Annotated in this window: 16 protein-coding genes; 5 read left to right on the top strand and 11 right to left on the bottom strand. The window is 70.1% G+C overall.

The features are described from left to right. Nucleotides 1-22 precede the first annotated feature (22 nt). From NM1_RS00270 to hpnC, 8 genes are all read right to left on the bottom strand, one after another. On the bottom strand, nt 23-1,327 hold the full coding sequence (locus NM1_RS00270) for a hypothetical protein (RefSeq protein WP_147288932.1): 1,305 nt from the start codon (nt 1,325-1,327) through the stop codon (nt 23-25). An 88-nt stretch (nt 1,328-1,415) separates the two neighbouring features. Continuing rightward, entirely contained in the window at nt 1,416-2,417 is a 1,002-nt protein-coding gene (hpnH, locus tag NM1_RS00265) for an adenosyl-hopene transferase HpnH (protein ID WP_068012401.1), read from the bottom strand. A gap of 5 nt (nt 2,418-2,422) precedes the next feature. Beyond that, a complete protein-coding gene (locus NM1_RS00260) occupies nt 2,423-3,583 on the bottom strand; it encodes a phosphorylase family protein (RefSeq protein WP_147288933.1) in 1,161 nt (386 codons plus the stop codon). Between the two features lie 3 nt (nt 3,584-3,586). Further along, the gene (gene shc, locus NM1_RS00255; protein ID WP_084519010.1) at nt 3,587-5,617 is read right to left on the bottom strand and encodes a squalene--hopene cyclase; all 2,031 of its coding nucleotides are present in this window, start codon (nt 5,615-5,617) and stop codon (nt 3,587-3,589) included. 2 nt (nt 5,618-5,619) lie between these two features. Then, the gene (locus NM1_RS00250) at nt 5,620-6,636 is read right to left on the bottom strand and encodes a polyprenyl synthetase family protein (RefSeq protein WP_281278064.1); all 1,017 of its coding nucleotides are present in this window, start codon (nt 6,634-6,636) and stop codon (nt 5,620-5,622) included. Nucleotides 6,637-6,838: 202 nt separating this feature from the next. Next, nucleotides 6,839-8,410 carry a hydroxysqualene dehydroxylase gene (locus NM1_RS00245; RefSeq protein WP_068012396.1) on the bottom strand — a complete coding sequence of 524 codons (1,572 nt, stop codon included), beginning with the start codon at nt 8,408-8,410 and terminating at the stop codon, nt 6,839-6,841. Then, entirely contained in the window at nt 8,407-9,396 is a 990-nt protein-coding gene (gene hpnD / locus NM1_RS00240; RefSeq protein WP_068012393.1) for a presqualene diphosphate synthase HpnD, read from the bottom strand. The genes NM1_RS00245 and hpnD overlap by 4 nt, the downstream gene beginning before the upstream one ends. Further along, nucleotides 9,393-10,241, bottom strand: a complete 849-nt coding sequence (gene hpnC, locus NM1_RS00235; protein ID WP_068012390.1) for a squalene synthase HpnC — start codon at nt 10,239-10,241, stop codon at nt 9,393-9,395. Before hpnC ends, hpnD begins: the two co-directional genes overlap by 4 nt. A gap of 104 nt (nt 10,242-10,345) precedes the next feature. Here hpnC and NM1_RS41785 point away from each other — a divergent pair, with 104 nt between their 5' ends. The 3 genes from NM1_RS41785 to NM1_RS00220 all read left to right on the top strand — a co-directional run bounded on the left by NM1_RS41785 (nt 10,346) and on the right by NM1_RS00220 (nt 13,345). Continuing rightward, entirely contained in the window at nt 10,346-11,560 is a 1,215-nt protein-coding gene (locus NM1_RS41785; RefSeq protein ID WP_068012385.1) for a PucR family transcriptional regulator, read from the top strand. 236 nt (nt 11,561-11,796) lie between these two features. Continuing rightward, a complete protein-coding gene (gene ald, locus NM1_RS00225) occupies nt 11,797-12,906 on the top strand; it encodes an alanine dehydrogenase (protein ID WP_068012806.1) in 1,110 nt (369 codons plus the stop codon). 121 nt (nt 12,907-13,027) lie between these two features. Continuing rightward, nucleotides 13,028-13,345, top strand: coding sequence for a hypothetical protein (locus NM1_RS00220; protein WP_068012384.1), 318 nt, complete (start codon nt 13,028-13,030; stop codon nt 13,343-13,345). Nucleotides 13,346-13,413: 68 nt separating this feature from the next. Here NM1_RS00220 and NM1_RS00215 read toward each other — a convergent pair whose 3' ends face one another. The 3 genes from NM1_RS00215 to NM1_RS00205 form a co-directional block, all read right to left on the bottom strand. Next, nucleotides 13,414-13,896: an Lrp/AsnC family transcriptional regulator gene (locus NM1_RS00215; RefSeq protein WP_246011064.1), complete on the bottom strand. Its 483-nt coding sequence runs from the start codon at nt 13,894-13,896 to the stop codon at nt 13,414-13,416. A 240-nt stretch (nt 13,897-14,136) separates the two neighbouring features. After that, complete coding sequence (locus tag NM1_RS00210; RefSeq protein ID WP_068012382.1) at nt 14,137-14,532, bottom strand: rhodanese-like domain-containing protein; 396 nt, start codon at nt 14,530-14,532, stop codon at nt 14,137-14,139. 15 nt (nt 14,533-14,547) lie between these two features. After that, on the bottom strand, nt 14,548-15,072 hold the full coding sequence (locus NM1_RS00205) for a cysteine dioxygenase (RefSeq protein WP_068012803.1): 525 nt from the start codon (nt 15,070-15,072) through the stop codon (nt 14,548-14,550). A gap of 220 nt (nt 15,073-15,292) precedes the next feature. Here NM1_RS00205 and NM1_RS00200 point away from each other — a divergent pair, with 220 nt between their 5' ends. Together NM1_RS00200 and NM1_RS00195 are read left to right on the top strand one after the other, a co-directional pair. Continuing rightward, entirely contained in the window at nt 15,293-16,279 is a 987-nt protein-coding gene (locus tag NM1_RS00200) for an ABC transporter substrate-binding protein (protein ID WP_068012379.1), read from the top strand. Nucleotides 16,280-16,296: 17 nt separating this feature from the next. Continuing rightward, nucleotides 16,297-17,898, top strand: a complete 1,602-nt coding sequence (locus NM1_RS00195; RefSeq protein WP_068012800.1) for an ABC transporter substrate-binding protein — start codon at nt 16,297-16,299, stop codon at nt 17,896-17,898. Nucleotides 17,899-17,997: the final 99 nt, after the last annotated feature.

The raw sequence follows: 17,997 nt of genomic DNA, 5'->3' as shown, positions 1-17,997 counted from the left end.
GGGTGTTGTCAACGAATCCGGTTCACTCGGTCTCCGAGGCACTTTCGGGCTGTCGGCGGAGCAGGAAGTGGACGAACACCGCGCAGCACACGATCGTTGCGACGGCGGCCCACCCCGGGGATGCGGTGTCGCGATCATCGAACTCACACAGCACCTCGCCACCGGCACCGACCTCGGGGGTGCAGGTTCCGTAGCTCATCCGGGTGCGCAGCGCCAGCACCGCCGACGGGGCCAGCAGCAGCACGATGCCGAGCACCCGGGTCGAGGCGCGGCGCGGCAGCGCGGTGCCCAGGCAGTAGCCGGTGACCGCCGCCAGCACGAAATCGGCGATATCTTCGACGACGGGCTGGCCGTGGACGTGGCCGAGCAGCGCCGCGCCCACCGCCAGCGCTCCGAGCGCGGCGAGACTGAGAATCGGTGTCGGCCATCGGATTCCGACCAGCAGCCCGATCGCGGCACCCACGACGAAGATCGGGACCGCCGCCATCGGCAGGTCGGCCGAGACCGTCGCATTACCGGCCGCGGCGACGGCGACGCACAGCAGAACGAAGATGCCGTCGCGCCCGGGCAGCAGCAGGGCGATGAGGCCGGTCACCAGCGCCGCGATCGCGACCGCGACGACGACCACGACGATCCGGTCGCCGCTGCGCGTCAGCCAGCCCGCGATCACCAGCCACACGGAGACCAGCACCAGCACCGCCACGATCGGCATCATCGGCAGCTCCACCGACATCCGCTGGGTCGGCGAGCGCCGCCGGTTCAGGTAGGTGCTGACCGCGACCAGGACGAGCGCCGCGCCGATCAGCCAGGTCGGCGGCGAATCGGTAGCGGTCCAGTTGGATTGGAAATGCTGGGCGGAGTTGTCGGACCAGTGCGGGACGGGCAGCGCCTCGGCGATGCAGATGCTGGCCACCGTGCCGAGGATCCAGGCGGTGGTGGGCAGCAGGTGCCGCGCGACGGCCGCTCCCACGGCCCCGAGGATCACGCCGCCGGCGGTCGCGTCGAGGAAGTTCATCGTGGTGAGCGATGCGGAGGGCGCGGCGGAATGCCCGAATACGTGATTGAGCGTCATGACCGCGATGCCGCACAGCGCGGTGCACCAGGCGACCAGTTCGCTGTCGGCGGCCGCGACGACGGTCGCCACGACCACCGCCACGATCGCGCCCGCGGCCACCGCCCGCGGCTGGCTGTAGGCGAGCAGGTGCAGTTGCAGCGGCGTGGATTCGCTGGTCCAGCGGAAGTCGATCGGCAACGCCAGCGACAGCCCGGCGACCATGGTCGCCAGGAAGGCCGTGATCGTGTCCACTCCGATGTGGATGCGCTGCACCGGGCAAAGCTACCCGGCTCGGCACTCGCGCCGGGGCCGAAACGCCGATCGCCGGACAGTAGCTGCCCGCTCCGGCGACGCTGTCCCGTCAGCCCGCGGCGGCGCGGATCGTCTCCCGCAGCGAGCCGAGGGTGGCCACGACGGCGGTGGGCTCGTAGCCGCAGTGGGCCATGCAGTTGGCGCAGCGCGGGTCGTTGCCCCGGCCGAAGCTGTCCCAGTCCGTATCCTCGATCAGTTCGCGGTAGGTCGCGGTGTAGCCGTCGTCGAGCAGGTAGCAGGGGCGCTGCCAGCCCTTCAGCGAATACGACGGGATCGCCCACGCCGTGCAGCGGAAATCGACCTTGCCCTCGAGGAAATCCAGATACAGCGGCGAGTGGTTGAGCCGCCACTTCTTGCGCCGCCCACCGGCGAAGGCCTTCGCGAACAGCTGGTGGGTCTGCTCGACGCTGAGCCAGTGCTCCTGGTCGGGCGCCTTCTCGTAGGCGTAGCCGGGGGCGATCTGCATGTGGTCGACCCCGAGCTCGTCGTTGATGTAGTCCAGCACGTCGATGACGTCCTGCGGCGAATCCACATCGAAGAACGTCGTATTCGTCATGACCCGGAAACCGGCGGCCTGCACCTGCCGGATGGCGGCCACGGCCTGATCGAAGACGCCGTCCTTGCAGACCGAGGCGTCGTGGCGCTCGCGCAGGCCGTCGAGGTGCACCATCCAGGCGAAGTTGCGGTGCGGGGTGAACCGGTGCAGATGCTTGGGCAGCAGCACCGCGTTCGTGCACAGGAACACGATCTTGTTACGGTCGAGCAGCTGCCGCACGATCTCGTCGATCTGCGGATGCATCAGCGGCTCACCGCCGGCGATGGAGACCATCGGCGCGCCGCACTCCTCGATGGCTCCGACGGCCTGCTCGACCGGCATGCGCTGCTTGAGCACGTTGTGCGGGTGCTGGATCTTGCCGCAGCCGGCGCATTTCAGGTTGCAGGCGAACAGCGGCTCCAATTCGACCAGGATGGGGAACTTCTCGCGGCGCAGCAGCTTCTGCTTCGCGAGATAGGTTCCCAGGCGCAGGGATTGACGCCATGGCATGGCCATTCAACTCACCTCCCGAGGGTGGAACGAAGTTCATCGGCGACCGTGGTCTCGCGCACTCGGATCGGGCCGAGACCGGAGAGGGCGCGGAGTATTTCGGCCCGCAGCGTGGCCGGGGCCGAGGGGGTTGCGAATACGGCGATCCGCCGGGCAGTGTGCAGCAACGGCAGATGCAGTGCGGCCGTGCTGTCGACCGGATGTACCGGAATGCCCTGCATCGCAGCGAGTTCCAGCAGGCCCGCATCGGGGCACATGTCGGGGATCTCGGCGGAGTAGGCGGACCCGGGGCCCCAGATGTATTTGCCGGTGATGCGCGGTGTGCGTGCTTGCGGCGCATCTGTGGCGGAATGCTGGCCGGCTGTTTCGGATGCGACGAGGATCAGCACGAGGTCGATTCGCGGGGGATGAGTTCGCTTGGTATGGCCGCGGGTTCCGCCGGTCGCCACGGTGTCCCGGTGGTTGTCGGTGTCCTCGGTGGACGCGCGACTACTGTCCGGCCCTGCGCCGCTGCGACTACCGGTACGCTCACGGGTCTTGTCCGGGTGCGGGCCGGGACGCGCTCGCCCACCGGTGGCGTTGCCCGGTCCTCCCTCCGGCGGCCCGAACAGCAGCACCTCCCGTTCGCCCAGCGCGGCCGACCAGTGGTCGAGTATCGGTGCGGCACAGCGCAATGCGTGCAGGGCGCGGATGCCGCGCAGGACGGTCCCGGGATGGACCAGCGGCGCGTTCGGGGTGTCCACTATCGCGCGGAGTACCACCGCGCGGCCCTCGGGGACGGCCCCGGCGAGGAAGGCGGACTCGGTGTCGACGGCCAGCGCACCGGTCGCCGCCAGCCGGTCGCGATGCGGACCGTCGACGATGTACTCGGCGGAGTAGATCGGGCCCAGATGGACGCGCAAGCCGAGGTGTCGCAGGGCCGAATGCAACAGCGGGGCAGCGTAACTGGGCAGCGCCGACCCTCGGCTGCGGATCTCCTGCGCGACGACGAGATCCCCGGGCAGCAGGCCGGGGGCCAGTGCTCCCGCTGCTCCGGCGACGGCGATCGCGCCCGCCGGGCTGTCCAAGCGGTGAGTCGGCCCGCGGCCGGTCCGAACCATCGGTGCGGCGATCGCGCCGCGCAGGGCTGCCCACTCGCTGCGTAGTGGGGCGCATACGGTTCCGGGTTGCATCGCTCAGCCCTCGCTGTTCGTTCGAGCCGACGTCGGTTGCTCGGCAGCGCCCGGCCGCGCGGCAGCGGCGACGCCGTCCGAGCCGATGGCCGCGATGTCCTCGCGTACCTCGTCGGCCGCGCCGCTGCGTGTGTCGGCCGCCCGCGCATACCGGCCCAGTGCCCAGATGGGGAACACGATCCGGTACAGGTGGTAGTTGATGTAGAAGTCGCCGGGGAATCCGGTGCCGGTGAAATGGTCCTCGTCCCAGCCGCCGTCGGCGCGCTGTGTGTCGACCAGCCACCGGACCCCGCGGTCCACGACCGCCGAATTCTCGCCCGCCGCAAGCAGAGCCAGCAGCGCCCACGCGGTTTGGGAGGCGGTGGATTCGCCGTGTCCGATCCAGGCGGGGTCGCGGTAGGAGCGCAGGTCCTCGCCCCAGCCGCCGTCCGGGTTCTGATGCCGGTGCAGCCAGCGCACCGCCGTGCGGATCGGCCGGGATCCCGGGTCCAGGCCCGCGGCGACCAGGGCCGGGACGACGGCGCCCGTGCCGTACACGTGATTGGCGCCCCAGCGCCCGTACCACGAGCCGTCGCGCTCCTGATGCGCGAGCAGCCAGCGCACGCCGCGGCGGCACTCCCGGTCGCCCGCGCGGCCCAGCGCCGCGAGCATCTCCACCACGTGCGCCGTGACATCGGCCGACGGCGGGTCGGTGACGGCGCCGAAATCGCAGAACGGCAGGGCGGCCGGCAGGGCCGAGGTGTTGTCGGCGTCGAACGCACCCCAGCCGCCGTCGGCGGACTGCATTCCGGCGGTCCAGTCGGCCCCGCGCTCGATCGCCCGTCGCAGCCGCGCCGGGTCGGGATGTGAAACCCGTTGCAGTGCAAGGATGATCAGCGCCGAATCGTCGGTATCGGGATAGTGGTCGTTGGCGAATTCGAAGGCCCAGCCGCCGGAGGCCAATCCTGGGCGGCGCACCTGCCAGTCGCCGCCGACCGTGATCTGCTCGGCCAGCAGCCAGTCCGCGGCACGCAGCACCGCCGGATCGTCGGCGGGTGCCCCGGCGTCCTGCAGTGCGGCCACCGCCAGCGCGGTGTCCCACACCGGGGACTGACAGGCCTCCAGGCGGCGCAGTGCCCCGCCCGGGGTCTGCTCGTGGACCACGAAGCCTTCGAGACCCTCCAGGCCCGCCCGCATGGCGGGATGGTCCAGGGAGTATCCCAGAAGATGCAGTGCCAGTAGCGAATACACCCACGGCGGCTGAATGCCGCCCCAGCCGCCGTCGGCCTCCTGGCGGGCCAGGATCCACTCCGCCGCCTGCCGCATCGCCAGTTCGCGCACCCAGCCGAGCGGGCGGCGCGCGTAGCCGTGCAGCACCGTGTCCAGCCGCTGGAACGCCCCGGCAATGCTGAGGAGCGGGTTGTGGTGTGCCGAAGCGGATCCGGTGCGCAGCGCGGCGATGTCGAACGGCAGCGGGCGGCACGGCCGCAGCGTGGCGACCACCGTCAGCGGTACCACGGTCTGCCGCGCCCAGCAGCCCCAGTCGTAGACGTTCAGTGGGAACCAGGACGGCAGGAATATGAGCTCCGGCGGCAGGTTGGGCAGATCGTCCCAGGACCACAAACCGAACAGCGCCAACCAGATTCGCGTGAAGACCCGGCTGTTCTCGACACCGCCTCCGGCGCGGACGAATTCGGAGGCAGCCCGCATGTGCGGAGCCTCGGGGGAGTCGCCCGCCAGCCGCAGCGCCACCCACGCCTCCACGGTGGTGGACAGGTCGCCGGGGCCGCCGTGGAAGGTTGCCCAGGTGCCGTCGTCGCGCTGCTGGGACCGGATCCACCGGGCGGCGGGTTCGGTCACCTCCGGGGTGGAGATGCCCAGGAATTCGCGCAACAGCAGGTCCTCGGCGTCCATCGTCACGTTGGTGGCCAGTTCGCCCTTCCACCAGCCGCCGTCGTCCTGCAGGGACCGCAGGTGCGACACCGCCGCCGCCAGGGCGTCGTGCACCGGCGCCGGATGTTCCGTTGCCGCGCTGCTCTTCTCGGCCAGTGTCATAGTCAGGCACTCCGTTCGACGATGAACTTCGCGAGATCGGTCAGTTCACGGTGGCGGTCCGGATCCATGGGGACCGTGGCCAGCGCCTGCTCGGCCAGCGCGATGCGCCGCCGCGCCTCGGTCCGGGTCCATCGGCGTCCGCCGCCGCGATCGATGAGCTCGGCCGCGGCGCGCAGCTCGCTCTCACCCGGCGTATCCGGCCGCGAAAGCCAGTGCGCCAGTGCATGTCCCGCCGAACCGCGCGACTCCAGGGTCCATACGACCGGCAGCGACTTCTTGCGCGAGCGCAGGTCCGAGAAGACCGGCTTGCCGGTCACGGCCGGTTCGCCCCAGATTCCGAGCAGGTCATCGACCAGTTGGAACGCCATGCCGACCTGGTGGCCGTAGCGCCGCATCGCATCGACCGTGGTCGCCGGTGCACCGGCCAGCACCGCGCCGACCGCCGCGCTGGCCGCCAGCAGCGCGGCCGTCTTACCCGTGACCATCCGGAAGCATTCGGCCAGGGTGACGTCGTCGCGGTGTTCGAAGTCGATATCGGCGGCCTGCCCGCGGATCAGCTCGCGGGTCGCCGTCTCGACCAGCTTGGCGGCCGGAATCGCCTGCGGCGTACCCGAATCCAGCAGTACCTCGTGTGCCAGCGAGAGCATCGCGTCGCCCGCCAGCACCGCGGCCGCATCGCCCCAGACCGCCCACACGGTCGGCCGGTGCCGCCGGGTGGAGTCGCGGTCGATCAGATCGTCGTGGACCAGGGAGAAGTTGTGGACGAGTTCCACGGCGACCGCGCCGGGGACCGCGCAGCGGGCATCGCCACCGACGGCCTGCGCGGCGAGCAGCACCAGACGGGAGCGAACGGACTTGCCGCCGTTGGTCTCCACCGCCCGGCCGTGTTCGTCGCACCAGCCGAAGTGGTAGGCGACCATCGGGCGGAGGATGTCGTCGAGGCGGTCCACGGCGTCGTGTAGTGCGGCTCGCACCGCATCGCTGCTGGTGCTGATCGAGGAGAGTGTCGTGGCTGCCACTGGACTACCTCCGATACGCGTGTTCGGATGACTTTGCGAATGCCGAGGACAGCTGCGTTGCCGACCCCGGCATCTGGTGACGGCGGAACAAAGCGGCGGGAGGGATCCGGGACAAGACACTTTCCGCGACCTCTGCGTTGTGCAGGCCGTGTAAACAGGCCCGATCCGTTATCGAGGTGTGGGCGGGCGCGAGGCGTCACTGTCATCGCACCGCCTGGGGAACGGGTGCGGAGAGGTCTGAATTCATCAGCGCGACAGCAGCTTCACCGCTGCGGACCGCGCCCTCCATGGTGGCGGGCCAGCCGGTGGCGGTCCATGCCCCGGCCAGATACAGGCCGGGGAGGGCGGTGTGCGCGGCAGGTCGCAGCCGAGCGCTGCCGGGGGTGGGCCGGAAGGTGGCGTGGCGCTCTCTGGTGACGAAGAAGTCGCGCACCTCGGCGGAGTAGGTGGCGGGCAGAACCCTGTGCAGCGCAGGCAGAAAGAGCCGCCGCAGCTCGGCCGTGGGCATGTCGACGAATTCGTCGGCGGCCGAGACGGATACGGCCAGGTACTGCTCGGCTCCCCTATCGAGACCGCGTGGGCAGCTGTGTGTTTCGCGCCCCGGGGTGCCCCACGGGTCCGGGGCGCCGGTACTGCTCGGTCCACCCGTGCTCCGTGGGCCGTCCGGCCCGCCCGGACCGAGTCCGGAGGCCGCGGTGCGGTCGAACACCCACTGCGCCACGGTGCCGATTCCGGCGCGGAACGGTTCGGTCATGACTCGCCGGTCGTATACGACATGCACGTTGATGATCGGCGAGCTGCCCAGTGCGGCAGCGAAATTCGGCGGCAGGTCGACGGACCGCGGGGGCAGCAGCGCCTCCGCGACGGCGGGCGGCACGGCGAGCACCACCGCGTCCGCCGCGATCGTGTCGCCCTCGGCCGAAACCGTCCATCCGCCCGATGCCCGCCGTATCGCGGTGACCTTCGCCCGCGTCGTGACGGTGGCTCCGGCGGCCGTGAGCGCGGCCCGCGCCGCCGCGCCGTGCAACTGCCCCAGCGGCACTCGCGACCAGCCGATATCCGCCGCGTCGGCGTGGGTGAGCAGGCCGATCTGAAAGACGGTGGCGGCCAGGGCCAGCGACACGTCGTCCGCCCGCGCGTTCAGGGTGGCGATGCCGACCAGCTCCCACAGGCTCTCGATGGCGGCCCGATCCTGCCCGTGAGCCCGCAGCCAGTCGCCGAAACTCGTTGCGTCGGTGCGGGGATCGTCGACATCGACGGCGCGCAGGGCGAGCGCTGCGCGCACGAAACGGATGCGGGCGGCCGTGGACAACCAGGGATACCGCAGCAGCGCCCAGCTCAAGTGCAGAGGCGCGGGCAGCGGTAGGCGCTGCAACCTGCCTGCGACCGTCGGTGTCTGTGCGAGCGGCCCCTTGTCCCCGGCGATGCGGTCTGCGGCGGCCGCCAAGCCGGTGCGGCCGTCCAGGTCGGTCCGCCGCCTGGGCGTACCGTCCTCCAACAGCAGCCCGCGCACCGGAATATCCAGGCGAGACTGCAGATTCACGTCCCGCTCCACACCCAACCGTGCCAGCAGCGCCCGGTACCGCGTGCAGCACCGCAGAAACACATGCTGCCCGTTGTCGACCCGCAGCCCGCCGCGATCGAACGAATAGGTCAACCCGCCCAGCCAGGGCCGCGACTCCACCAGGTGCACCCGGTGTCCGGCATCCGCACAGCCGAGCGCCGCGGTGATGCCCGCGAGCCCCCCGCCGACCACGACCACCCGCGCACTCATCGCGAACCCCGCGTTGCCGAGTGGCGGTGCCCCTCCGGGGCAGCGCCGTCTGCTGTGCCGAGGTGTTCGCCGGGCCGGTTCCGGTCGGATGCCGTGGCGGGCGCCGTCCGTGTTCCGTTGTGCGCCAGGACCGATGCGCGCAGCAACGCGTTCGAGGCGACTCGCGCTTTCTCCCACACCGCCAGCGACAGCCTCTTGTCGTATACGGCCGTCGGGTTCGCGTGGATGCGCGCGTTGAGCTGCCGGTAGATGCCCGCCATCGCGGCGCAGCAGGCGGCGCTGCGGCTGTCCAGCTCGGGCAGCAGCCGCATGCCCAGGCAGTACCAGTTCTCGGCCCGTTCGGCGGCGCTGCGGATGAGCGCCGCCAGCCTGCCGTCCGGATCGTGCAGCGCCCCGGCGGCATCGAACTCCAGCCGCACCCCGAACCGGTCCAGTTCCTCGTGCGGCAGGTAGCGGCGGCCGTTGCCCAGGTCCTCGCGGATATCGCGCAGAATGTTGGTCTGCTGCAGGGCGATTCCGAGCTGGTCGGCGAACAGCGCGCCCCGCGGATCGGTGCCCGCGCCGAAGATCGACAGGCACAACCGGCCCACCGCACCGGCGACACACCGGCAGTACCCGGTCAATTCGCCGAAGTCTGCGTATTCGACCCCGTCCACATCCATCTGCACGCCATCGATCAGCTCGCCGAAGGCCGACATCGGCACCGGGTAGCGGCGCGCGGTATCGGCGACCGCGCGCAATACCGGATCGTCCGCGGTGTCGGCGACCGCGAGCGACTTACGCAATGCCGCCAGCGATTCGGACTTCGCGGCCGGTGGCAGCTCGCCGTCGCCGATGTCGTCGATCCGCCGCGCCAGGGCGTACAGCGCACACAGCGCGGAGCGCTTGTCCGGCGGCAGCAACCGGATGCCGTAATAGAAGTTCTTCGCCTGGGCGCGGGTGATCTGCTCGCAGACCGCGTAGGAGTCGCCGAGCGCGGTGATCATCGCGACACCACCGCCGCCCGGCCGAGCAGCGACACCATCGAACGCACGGTATCGGCGTGCCGGGGCCGCGCCTGCTGCCCCCAGACATCGCCGCCGGCCGCCCGCAGGGCCCGCACCGTCGCATAGCCGCCCGCCACATACCCGGCCACCGCGATCCGCGCCCATCCCGTGAGGCGGCCGATCAGGATCGCGCCCTCGTCGAGCAGTTCCGCCGCCCGGTCCACCTGGCGCAGCACTGCCGCCCGGCACTGTGGTGTCGCACCGGTGGCGAGTTGTGCCTCCTGCACGCCGAATTCGGCCAGATCCCGCTGCGGCAGATAGATGCGCCCGGCGCGGTAGTCCTCGGCGACGTCCTGGCAGTGCTCGAGCACCTGCAGCGCCGTGCACACCCGATCCGACAGCGCGACCGTCGCCGGTGTGGACTGGCCGAACACCCCGAGCACGATGCGCCCGATCGGGTCGGCGGACAGGCGGCAGTAGCCGAGCAGATCCTCGAAGGTCGCGTACCGGGTGACCCGCTGATCCACCAGATTCGCCTCGATCAGTCGCTGGAACGGCTCCTGCTCCAGCGCGCACGCGGTCACCGCCGGGACCAGTGCCGTGAAGACCGGCTCGGACGGCATGCCGCCGGACCAGACCTGTGCCAGGTCGGCGCGCAGCGCCAGCAGCCGCGCCGTGCGATCACCGGGCGTCCGATCGCCCACGTCGTCGATCGATCGGGCCGCGGCGTATACCGCGTGCAGATAGTCGCGCTGCTCGCGGGGGAGCCAGCGCAGCGCGACCGGGAAGTTCTCCTCCCGCTCGCGACCCCGCAGCCGGCGGGGCCCGACTGTGGGTGCGTCCATCCCTCGATGGTGAGCGCTACCCCGGGCGCAAATCTTCATCGGTCCAAGTGATTTCGGCCGGTCGTTTTTGTCACGGAGCGATAATCGAGCCCGGAGGGATCTGGATGAGCAACTCCGACAGAGAATTTCATGTCGAACCGGACGTGATCGAGCGGCTCGCCACCGAGCTCGATGCTAGAATGCCTCGCCTGCTGGACGAGGTGCGGGACATGCTGGCCGCGGAATGGCCGAACTACGCCGGATTCCTGGACCAGCACCATCCCGACGTCGCCGAGGCGGGCGTGCTGTTCGTGCACAGCCTGCTCGACATGGCTGAGCACGGCCCCGCCCCGGCCCACTCCCGCGACGGCGAATACGCCCGTGCCCAACTGGTTTTCGAGCAGATCGGGCAGCGGCACTACCAGGACGGCCTGGAGCTGTCCTACCTGCTCACCGCGTATCAGGTGGGTGCCCGCGTGGCGTGGCACCACGTCGCGGCGACGGCGCTGGAACTGCGGCTCGAACCGCATGTGCTGGCGGCGCTCGCCGAGGCGGTCTTCGTCTTCGTCGACGAGTTCTCCACCGCCTCGGCGCACGGGTACGTGCTGGAGCAGTCCGCGGCCAGCGCCGCCCGCGAACGCCGCCGGGAGGAACTGGCCGAGCTGCTGCTGTCCGGGCGGTCCGACACCGCCGACGTCCGCGCCGCCGCGGCCCGGGCAGGTTGGCCGCTGCCCACCGACGCCGCGGTGGTCCTCGCGGATCCGGCAGACGGTGACTCCGGTGCCGTCCTGGATCGGCTCGGCCTCAACTCGCTGCCGATCCGGCGGCCCGACGCGATCGGGGCGATCGTGCCCGAGGTGGGCAAAGGCGGTCAGCTGCAGCGGCTTTCGGCGGCATTGCACGGATGTGCGGTGGTGATCGGCGGCCCGCTGAGCCTGGACCTGCTGCCCGTCGGGATGCGGATCGCGCAGACGGCCCTGCGGCTGCGGCGCGGCGGCGTGCTCGGCGACAGTCCGGTGCTGGTCGGCGAGCAACTCGACACCATCATCGCCAATCGCGACGAGTGGCTGCTGTCGGTGCTGCGCGAACAGGTGCTGCGGCCGCTGCGCGACCTGCCCGAGGGCACCCGGGACCGCCTGCACGAAACGTTGCGCAGCTGGCTGTGGCAGATGGGGGACCGCCAGGCCGTCGCGCACGAACTGCACATCCATCCGCAGACCGTGCGCTACCGGCTGGCCCGGCTGCGCGAGCTGTTCGGGGACCGGCTCGATTCGCCGCGGGAGCGAGCGCGGCTGTTCCTGGCGTTGATCTGGGACATGCCGCACGAGCGGGACGGGTAGCCGCGGGGCGGGGACGAGGTCCGAAGATGCTTCGGGCAGGCGGGTCGAGTGGAGCTGCCGATCGACTATATGGATGCTTGATCGGTGTAATGAAGAATTATCTTCATGGAAATGGATTAACTATTGAAGTTTCTTCATACTTTCGACATGGGGTGATCCGCCCGATCGGCATGGATCGCTTCGATCACCAAGGACACGGCATAGATCACAGCAACCCAGCAACCACAGGAGTGCAGGTGAAGATCGGAATTCCCCGCGAGGTCAAGAACCACGAGTACCGGGTGGCGGGCACCCCCGCCGGAGTGCGCGAGCTGGTGTCGCGCGGCCACGAGGTGTTCCTCGAGGCGGGTGCGGGCGCCGGATCGGCGTTCGACGACGACGCGTACCTCCTCGCCGGTGCGCGCGTGCTGGATTCGGCCGACGAGGTCTGGGGCGTCGCGGATCTGGTGCTGAAGGTGAAAGAACCCGTGGCCGAGGAGTATTCGCGCATGCGGGCGGACCAGGTGCTGTTCACCTATCTGCACCTGGCCGCGTCGGCGGAGTGCACCGACGCGCTGCTGCGCTCGGGCATCACCTCCATCGCCTACGAGACCGTCACCGGCCGCGACGGCTCGCTGCCGCTGCTGGCGCCGATGAGCGAGGTCGCGGGCCGGTTGGCGCCGCAGGCCGGGGCGTACCACCTGATGCGCAGCGGCGGCGGCCGCGGCGTGCTGATGGGTGGGGTGCCCGGCACCCGCCCGGCGAAGGTGGTCGTGATCGGTGCGGGGGTGGCGGGCCGCAATGCCGCCGCGATCGCGGTCGGGATGCACGCCGACGTCACGGTGCTGGATCTGAACGTCGCCCCGCTGCGCGAGCTCGACGCGCAGTATCAGGGCCGGGTGCGCACGGTCATCTCCAATGCGCACGAGGTGGAGAACTCGGTGCGCGAGGCCGATCTGGTGGTCGGCGCGGTGCTGGTGCCGGGTGCGAAGGCGCCCAAGCTGATCTCCAACGACCTTGTGGCACAAATGAAGCCGGGTTCGGTGCTGGTCGACATCGCGATCGACCAGGGCGGCTGCTTCGCCGACTCGCGCCCCACCACGCACGCCGACCCCACCTACCGGGTGCACGAGTCGGTGTTCTACTGCGTCGCCAACATGCCCGGCGCGGTGCCCTACACCTCGACCGTCGCCCTCACCAATGCCACACTGCCGTACGTGATTTCGCTGGCCGACCGCGGCTGGCGGGAGGCGGTGGCCGCCGATTCCGGACTGGCACAGGGCCTGAGCACCCACGAGGGCATGCTGCTCAGCGAATCCGTTGCGGCCGCCCACGGCTACACGGCCCACGCCTTGACCGCGGCGTAGTTGCTCCCCGCGGCCAACTTATCTACTGTCTACGTACGTAGATAGTAGGTGGGGAGTCGGGCAGCCCGTGAGGTCCCTGGCTCGGCTCCCCGTGCTTCGGCAGGTTGGAAGGACGTGCACCATGACGAAATCCGAAACTCGGTCGCGGAGGCTCGCGGTACGCACGGTCACGGCGGTCGCGGTGGCGGCCGGTGCGGCCGTTGTCTTTGCCGGGCCGGCGTCCGCGGACGTCGCGCCCGCCGCGCCGGTCGTGCAGTCCGGTTCCGTGACGGTGGAACAGGTGCACGGTAAGGGGCACGGGCGAGATCGCGGCAAGGGCAACGATCGTGGCTGGAATCGGGGCCGTGACTGGGATCGCGGCTGGGACCGGGATCGCGGCTGGGATCGAGGCCCCGGCTGGAACGGATTCCGGCTGCCCGGCACCGGCAGCGCCTTCTGATCACAACATGGCGGCGCGGGCGATCGGGTCGTACCCCGGTCGCTCCGCCCGCCCGGCCCGCGGTGCGCTCAGCGGGGGGTGCGAATGCGGGGCCGCACGTGCTCGAAGATGAGGATGGTTTCGGTGCGGGCGACGGCAGGGTGCGCGCTCAGGTTCTCCAGCACGAACATGCGCAGGCCCTCGGTGTCGGCGGTGGCGACGTGGACGAGGAAGTCGTCGGCGCCGGCGATGAAGTACACGTTGAGCACCTCGCCGAGTGCGGCCAGCTGCTCGCCGAACTCGGCGAGGTGTTTGCGCGCGTTGGCCTGCACCCGCACCGACACCATGGCCTGCAGGCTGCGGCCCAGCGCCGCCGGGTCGATATCGGCGTGAAAGCCGCGGATGACCCCGCGCTCCACCAGCGCCCGCACCCGCCCCAGACACGTCGACGGCGCGATCCCCGCGGCGGCGGCCAGCGCGTTGTTCGTCATCCGGCCGTCGCGAGCCAGTTCATCGAGCAGAATCCGGTCGACCTCATCGAGCGGAACGACCGGTTGCGCCGCCGAACGCACCGGCTGAGCTGACTGACCTGGTTTGTCGGATCTTCGCACAGCACCAACCGTATCGAACAAAATTCGACACTCGCCTGGATTGTCCGCAGTTCCAGTACCTGGCAGCCATCATTCCGGCGCAGGCGATCAACGTCGCTCCGGCACGTCCCCTGTCGTTCCGGCGAGACCCCGTCATTCCGGCACGTCCCCTGCCGTTCCGGCGGACCCCGTCATTCCGGCACGCTTTTCGCCGGAACCGCTCTACGGCACCGCCGGTGAACCACCCGGCGCGACCGGCAGCCCCGACGCCTTCCATGCCCGGAAGCCGCCGACGAGATCGGTCGCGTGCGCCAGACCGAGCCCGTGGGCGTCGGCCGCGGCGAGGCTGGAGGCGTAGCCCTCGTTGCACACGATGATCACCTGGGTTTCCGCCGTGAGGCCGGGCAGCCGGTGCTCGCTCGTGGGATCCAGCCGCCAGTCCAGGTGGATGCGTTCCATCACGACCGAGCCGGGGATCTCGCCCTCGTCGAGCCGGTTGGCGTGTGGGCGGATATCCACGATGACCGCGCCGTCGGCCTGCAGCGCCACGGCGTCCTGCGGGTCGATGCGAATCAGTCTGGACCGGGCCTGCGCCAGCCGTTCATCGATGGAGCTCATGGGCTGTGCATCCTCTCATATGCCCGCGAAGTCGGTGAGGGTCCGGTACTCGCGGACCGGGCGCAGCGGTGGCGAGTAGGCGTGCACCGACGCGGCCGGGCGGCCGCTGCGATTGCGCAGGTAGTGCGCGCGCTGCGGGCCGAACGCGACCGTGTCGCCCGCCGCCCAGTGCGCCTGCCGGACCGGGCCGCCCGCGTGCCGGAACTCCTCGTCCAGCTCGCCGATGGTGACGGTGAACGAGCCCGACGCGCCGCCGTGGTCGTGCGGTTCGGTGCCCTGCCCCGGCCCCCACGACAGCAGCCACAGCTCCACGCCCATGGTCAGCGCCAGCCGAGCCCACCAGCGCTGCCCGGTATCGAACCGGACGAGATCCAGCAGCGGCGTCGCCAGCTCGACGGCGACCGTGCCGGTCAGCTCGTGCAATTCGGCGGGGGACCACAGCGTCCGCTCCGGATGCACGGCCTCGTGCAGTAACGGCACATCGACACCGGCGTGAATGTCCTTGGCATGCTTGAAGTTCACCGGGAGTGACGTGGTCATGATCGGATTGTCCGTCACCGCGGCGTCGGTGCCATCGGACAGGATCAGCGTGAGCGAAACTCATTGTTCGGCGACGGCCCGCTCACCGCAAGCATTGTGCTCAGCCCGATCGAGAGGGCAGACACCGCAATCGATTCCGCCTACGGTCACCACAGCCTCCTGGCTCGTGCGCTCGGAGCGTTCCCGCTCGCGCCTCTCGGTTCGGAAGTAAGGAAATCCAATGTTCTTCGCCCGCAACGGCCGTCGCGGACGTGTCCGCGCGCTGGCCGCCGCGCTGCTCACCGTCACGCTGCTCGCGGGCGCGTGTGGCACCGACGACCCCGAGAACGAGGTGCGCACCGCCGACGGCCAGAGTTTCGATCTGTCGCCCGAGCAGCCCGGCCGGGTGCACGCCGACAAGGTGGACGCCATCGCGGCCAAGGTGCCACAGGCCGTCCGGCACCGCGGCACGCTGATCGTCACGGGATCCGCGACCACGGGGCCGCCGCTGCGGTTCACCGCCTCGGACGACCGGACCTATATCGGCTCCGAGGTCGACTTCGCCGCCCTGATCGCCGAGATACTCGGGCTGCGCCTCGAGCTGCGCTCCGCCGACTGGGCGCAGAATTTCGTCGCCGTCGACTCCGGCGCGGTGGACGCGTTCGTCTCCAATGTCACCGTCACCGAGGAACGCAAGGAGAAGTACGACTTCGCCACCTACCGGCTCGACAATGTCGCGCTGGAGGTGCCCAAGGACAGCAACTGGGAGTACAAGGATCGGAAATCGCTGGCGGGCAAGCGAATCGGCGTCGGCAGCGGGACCAATCAGGAACAGCTGCTGGTGCACTGGAACGAGCTCAACGCCGCCGAGGGGCTGCCGAAGATCGACATCGCCTACTACCAGCAGACCACCGACTACTACCTGGCGCTGTCGTCGCACCGCATCGACGGCTTCCTCGGCCCCAACCCGGTCGCGGTGTACCACTCCGCGACCGCGGGGCAGACGAAGATCCTCACCACCTACTCCGGCGCCGGTGATGCGCTGCAGGCCGAGATCGCGGTGCTGACCCGTAAGGACAACGGCCTGATCGGGCCCGTCCACGAGGCGCTGCAGTACGCCGTCGAGCACGGTGCCTACCAGAAGCTGCTCGCTCGCTGGGGGCTGCAGGGCGAGGCGGTGCGGGCCTCGCAGATCAATCCGCCGGGCCTGCCGAAGAAGCAGCCGTGACCTACCTGGAGAACACGATGAAACGACCAGTGGCCCTGCTCGGTGTCGTCGCGGCGGCCGCGACGCTCGCGGCGTGCGGTTCCGGCACGGGCGCCGAGGGTCCGGCCGGTCCGCCGCGGCCGGGCGGCACGCTGCGCTACGGCCTGTCGCTCGCGCCGACCTGCTCCGATCCGGCGCAGGCGGGAACCAACCAAACCCTGTATGTCACAAGGCAGATCGTCGATTCGCTGACCGATCAGCATCCGGGCACCGGCGAGATCACCCCGTGGCTGGCGCAGAGCTGGGAGGTGAGTCCGGACGCGAAGGCGTTCACCTTCCACCTGCGGCCGGGTGTGACGTTCAGCGACGGCACGCCGGTGACCGCCGCGTCGGTGCAGAAGAATTTCGACGCGATCGTCCGCACGCTCACGGGGGCCAAGGCGCCGCTGGCGGCGAGCTACCTGGCCGGATATACCGGCACGACCGCACCGGATCCGCTGACCGCGCGAGTGGAGTTCGACCGCCCGAACGCGCAGTTCCTGCAGGCCTCCTCGACCCCGCAACTGGGCATCCTCGCCGATGCCACGACGGCGAAATCGGCCGACGAGCGCTGCCTGGGCGACAATATCGGGAGCGGCCCGTTCACCTATGCCGAGTATCGGCAGGGTTCCTCCGCCACGCTGGCGAAGCGAACCGGATACTCGTGGGGCTCGGCGGTTTTCGCGCAGCAAGGGGAGGCCTATCTGGATCGCATCGAATTCCGGGTGGTTCCGGAGTCGGGGGTGCGGTCCGGGAGCCTGTCCTCCGATCAGCTGGACGCGATCAGTGACGCGCTGCCGCAGGATGTCCCGCAGATCGAGGCCACGGGCGGGACGGTGCAGGTCACCTCGAACCCGGGGCTGCCGTTCGGGATTCAGCCCAACGTCACCCGCGGCCCGCTGCGGGATCCGGCCGTGCGGACCGCACTGGAAACGGCGGTCGACCGCAAGGAACTGGTGGATACCGTGCTCGGCCCGCAGTTCCGGGCCGCCGACGGCGCGCTGTCGTCGAAAACCCCGGCACACGTGGATCTCTCGGGTCGACTCGGATACGACGCCGATGCGGCGAAGCGACTTCTCGATCAGGCCGGATGGGTGCCGGGGAGCGACGGCATCCGGGCAAAGGACGGTGTCCGGCTGTCGTTCGGGGTGCTGTTCTCGCGGGCGTTCGCCGGGAATCAGGCGATCCTGGAGCTGATTCAGCAGCAGCTGCGCAAGGTCGGTGTCGACGCACGGCTCGAGGTCGCGGCCGATGCGGAGTACACGGCGCGGCAGAACAGCAAGGACTACGACTCCCTGTACTACAACCTCACCCGCGCCGACGGCGACATCCTGCGCACCCAGTTCGGGCTCGCCGATCGAAATCTCAATGTGCGCGGGCCGATTCCCCCGCTGGACCAGGCGCTCTCGGAGCAGCTGCAGGCGGTCGACCCTGCCGCCCGTGCGCAGCTCATCGGCCACGCTCAGCAGCTGGTGATCGACAACGGGCTGTACATCCCGACCATCGAGCTGTCCCAGGCCATCGGCGTGTCGAATACGGTGCAGGACTTGAAGTTCGAGGCCTCAGGCCGCCTACAGTTCCACGACACCTGGCTGCGATAGGGAGTGCCTACCGGTCGGCAGACAACACGTTCCCGCACCCCGTACTGGTTCCCGCACCCCTTGCAAGCCCTTGCAAGGGGTGCGAGAACCGATATGGGG

Source organism: Nocardia mexicana NBRC 108244 (assembly GCF_001613165.1).
Classification (GTDB): Bacteria; Actinomycetota; Actinomycetes; order Mycobacteriales; family Mycobacteriaceae; genus Nocardia; species Nocardia mexicana.
Note: the sequence above shows the minus strand (reverse complement) of the source record. Positions and strands in the feature narration are given on the sequence as shown.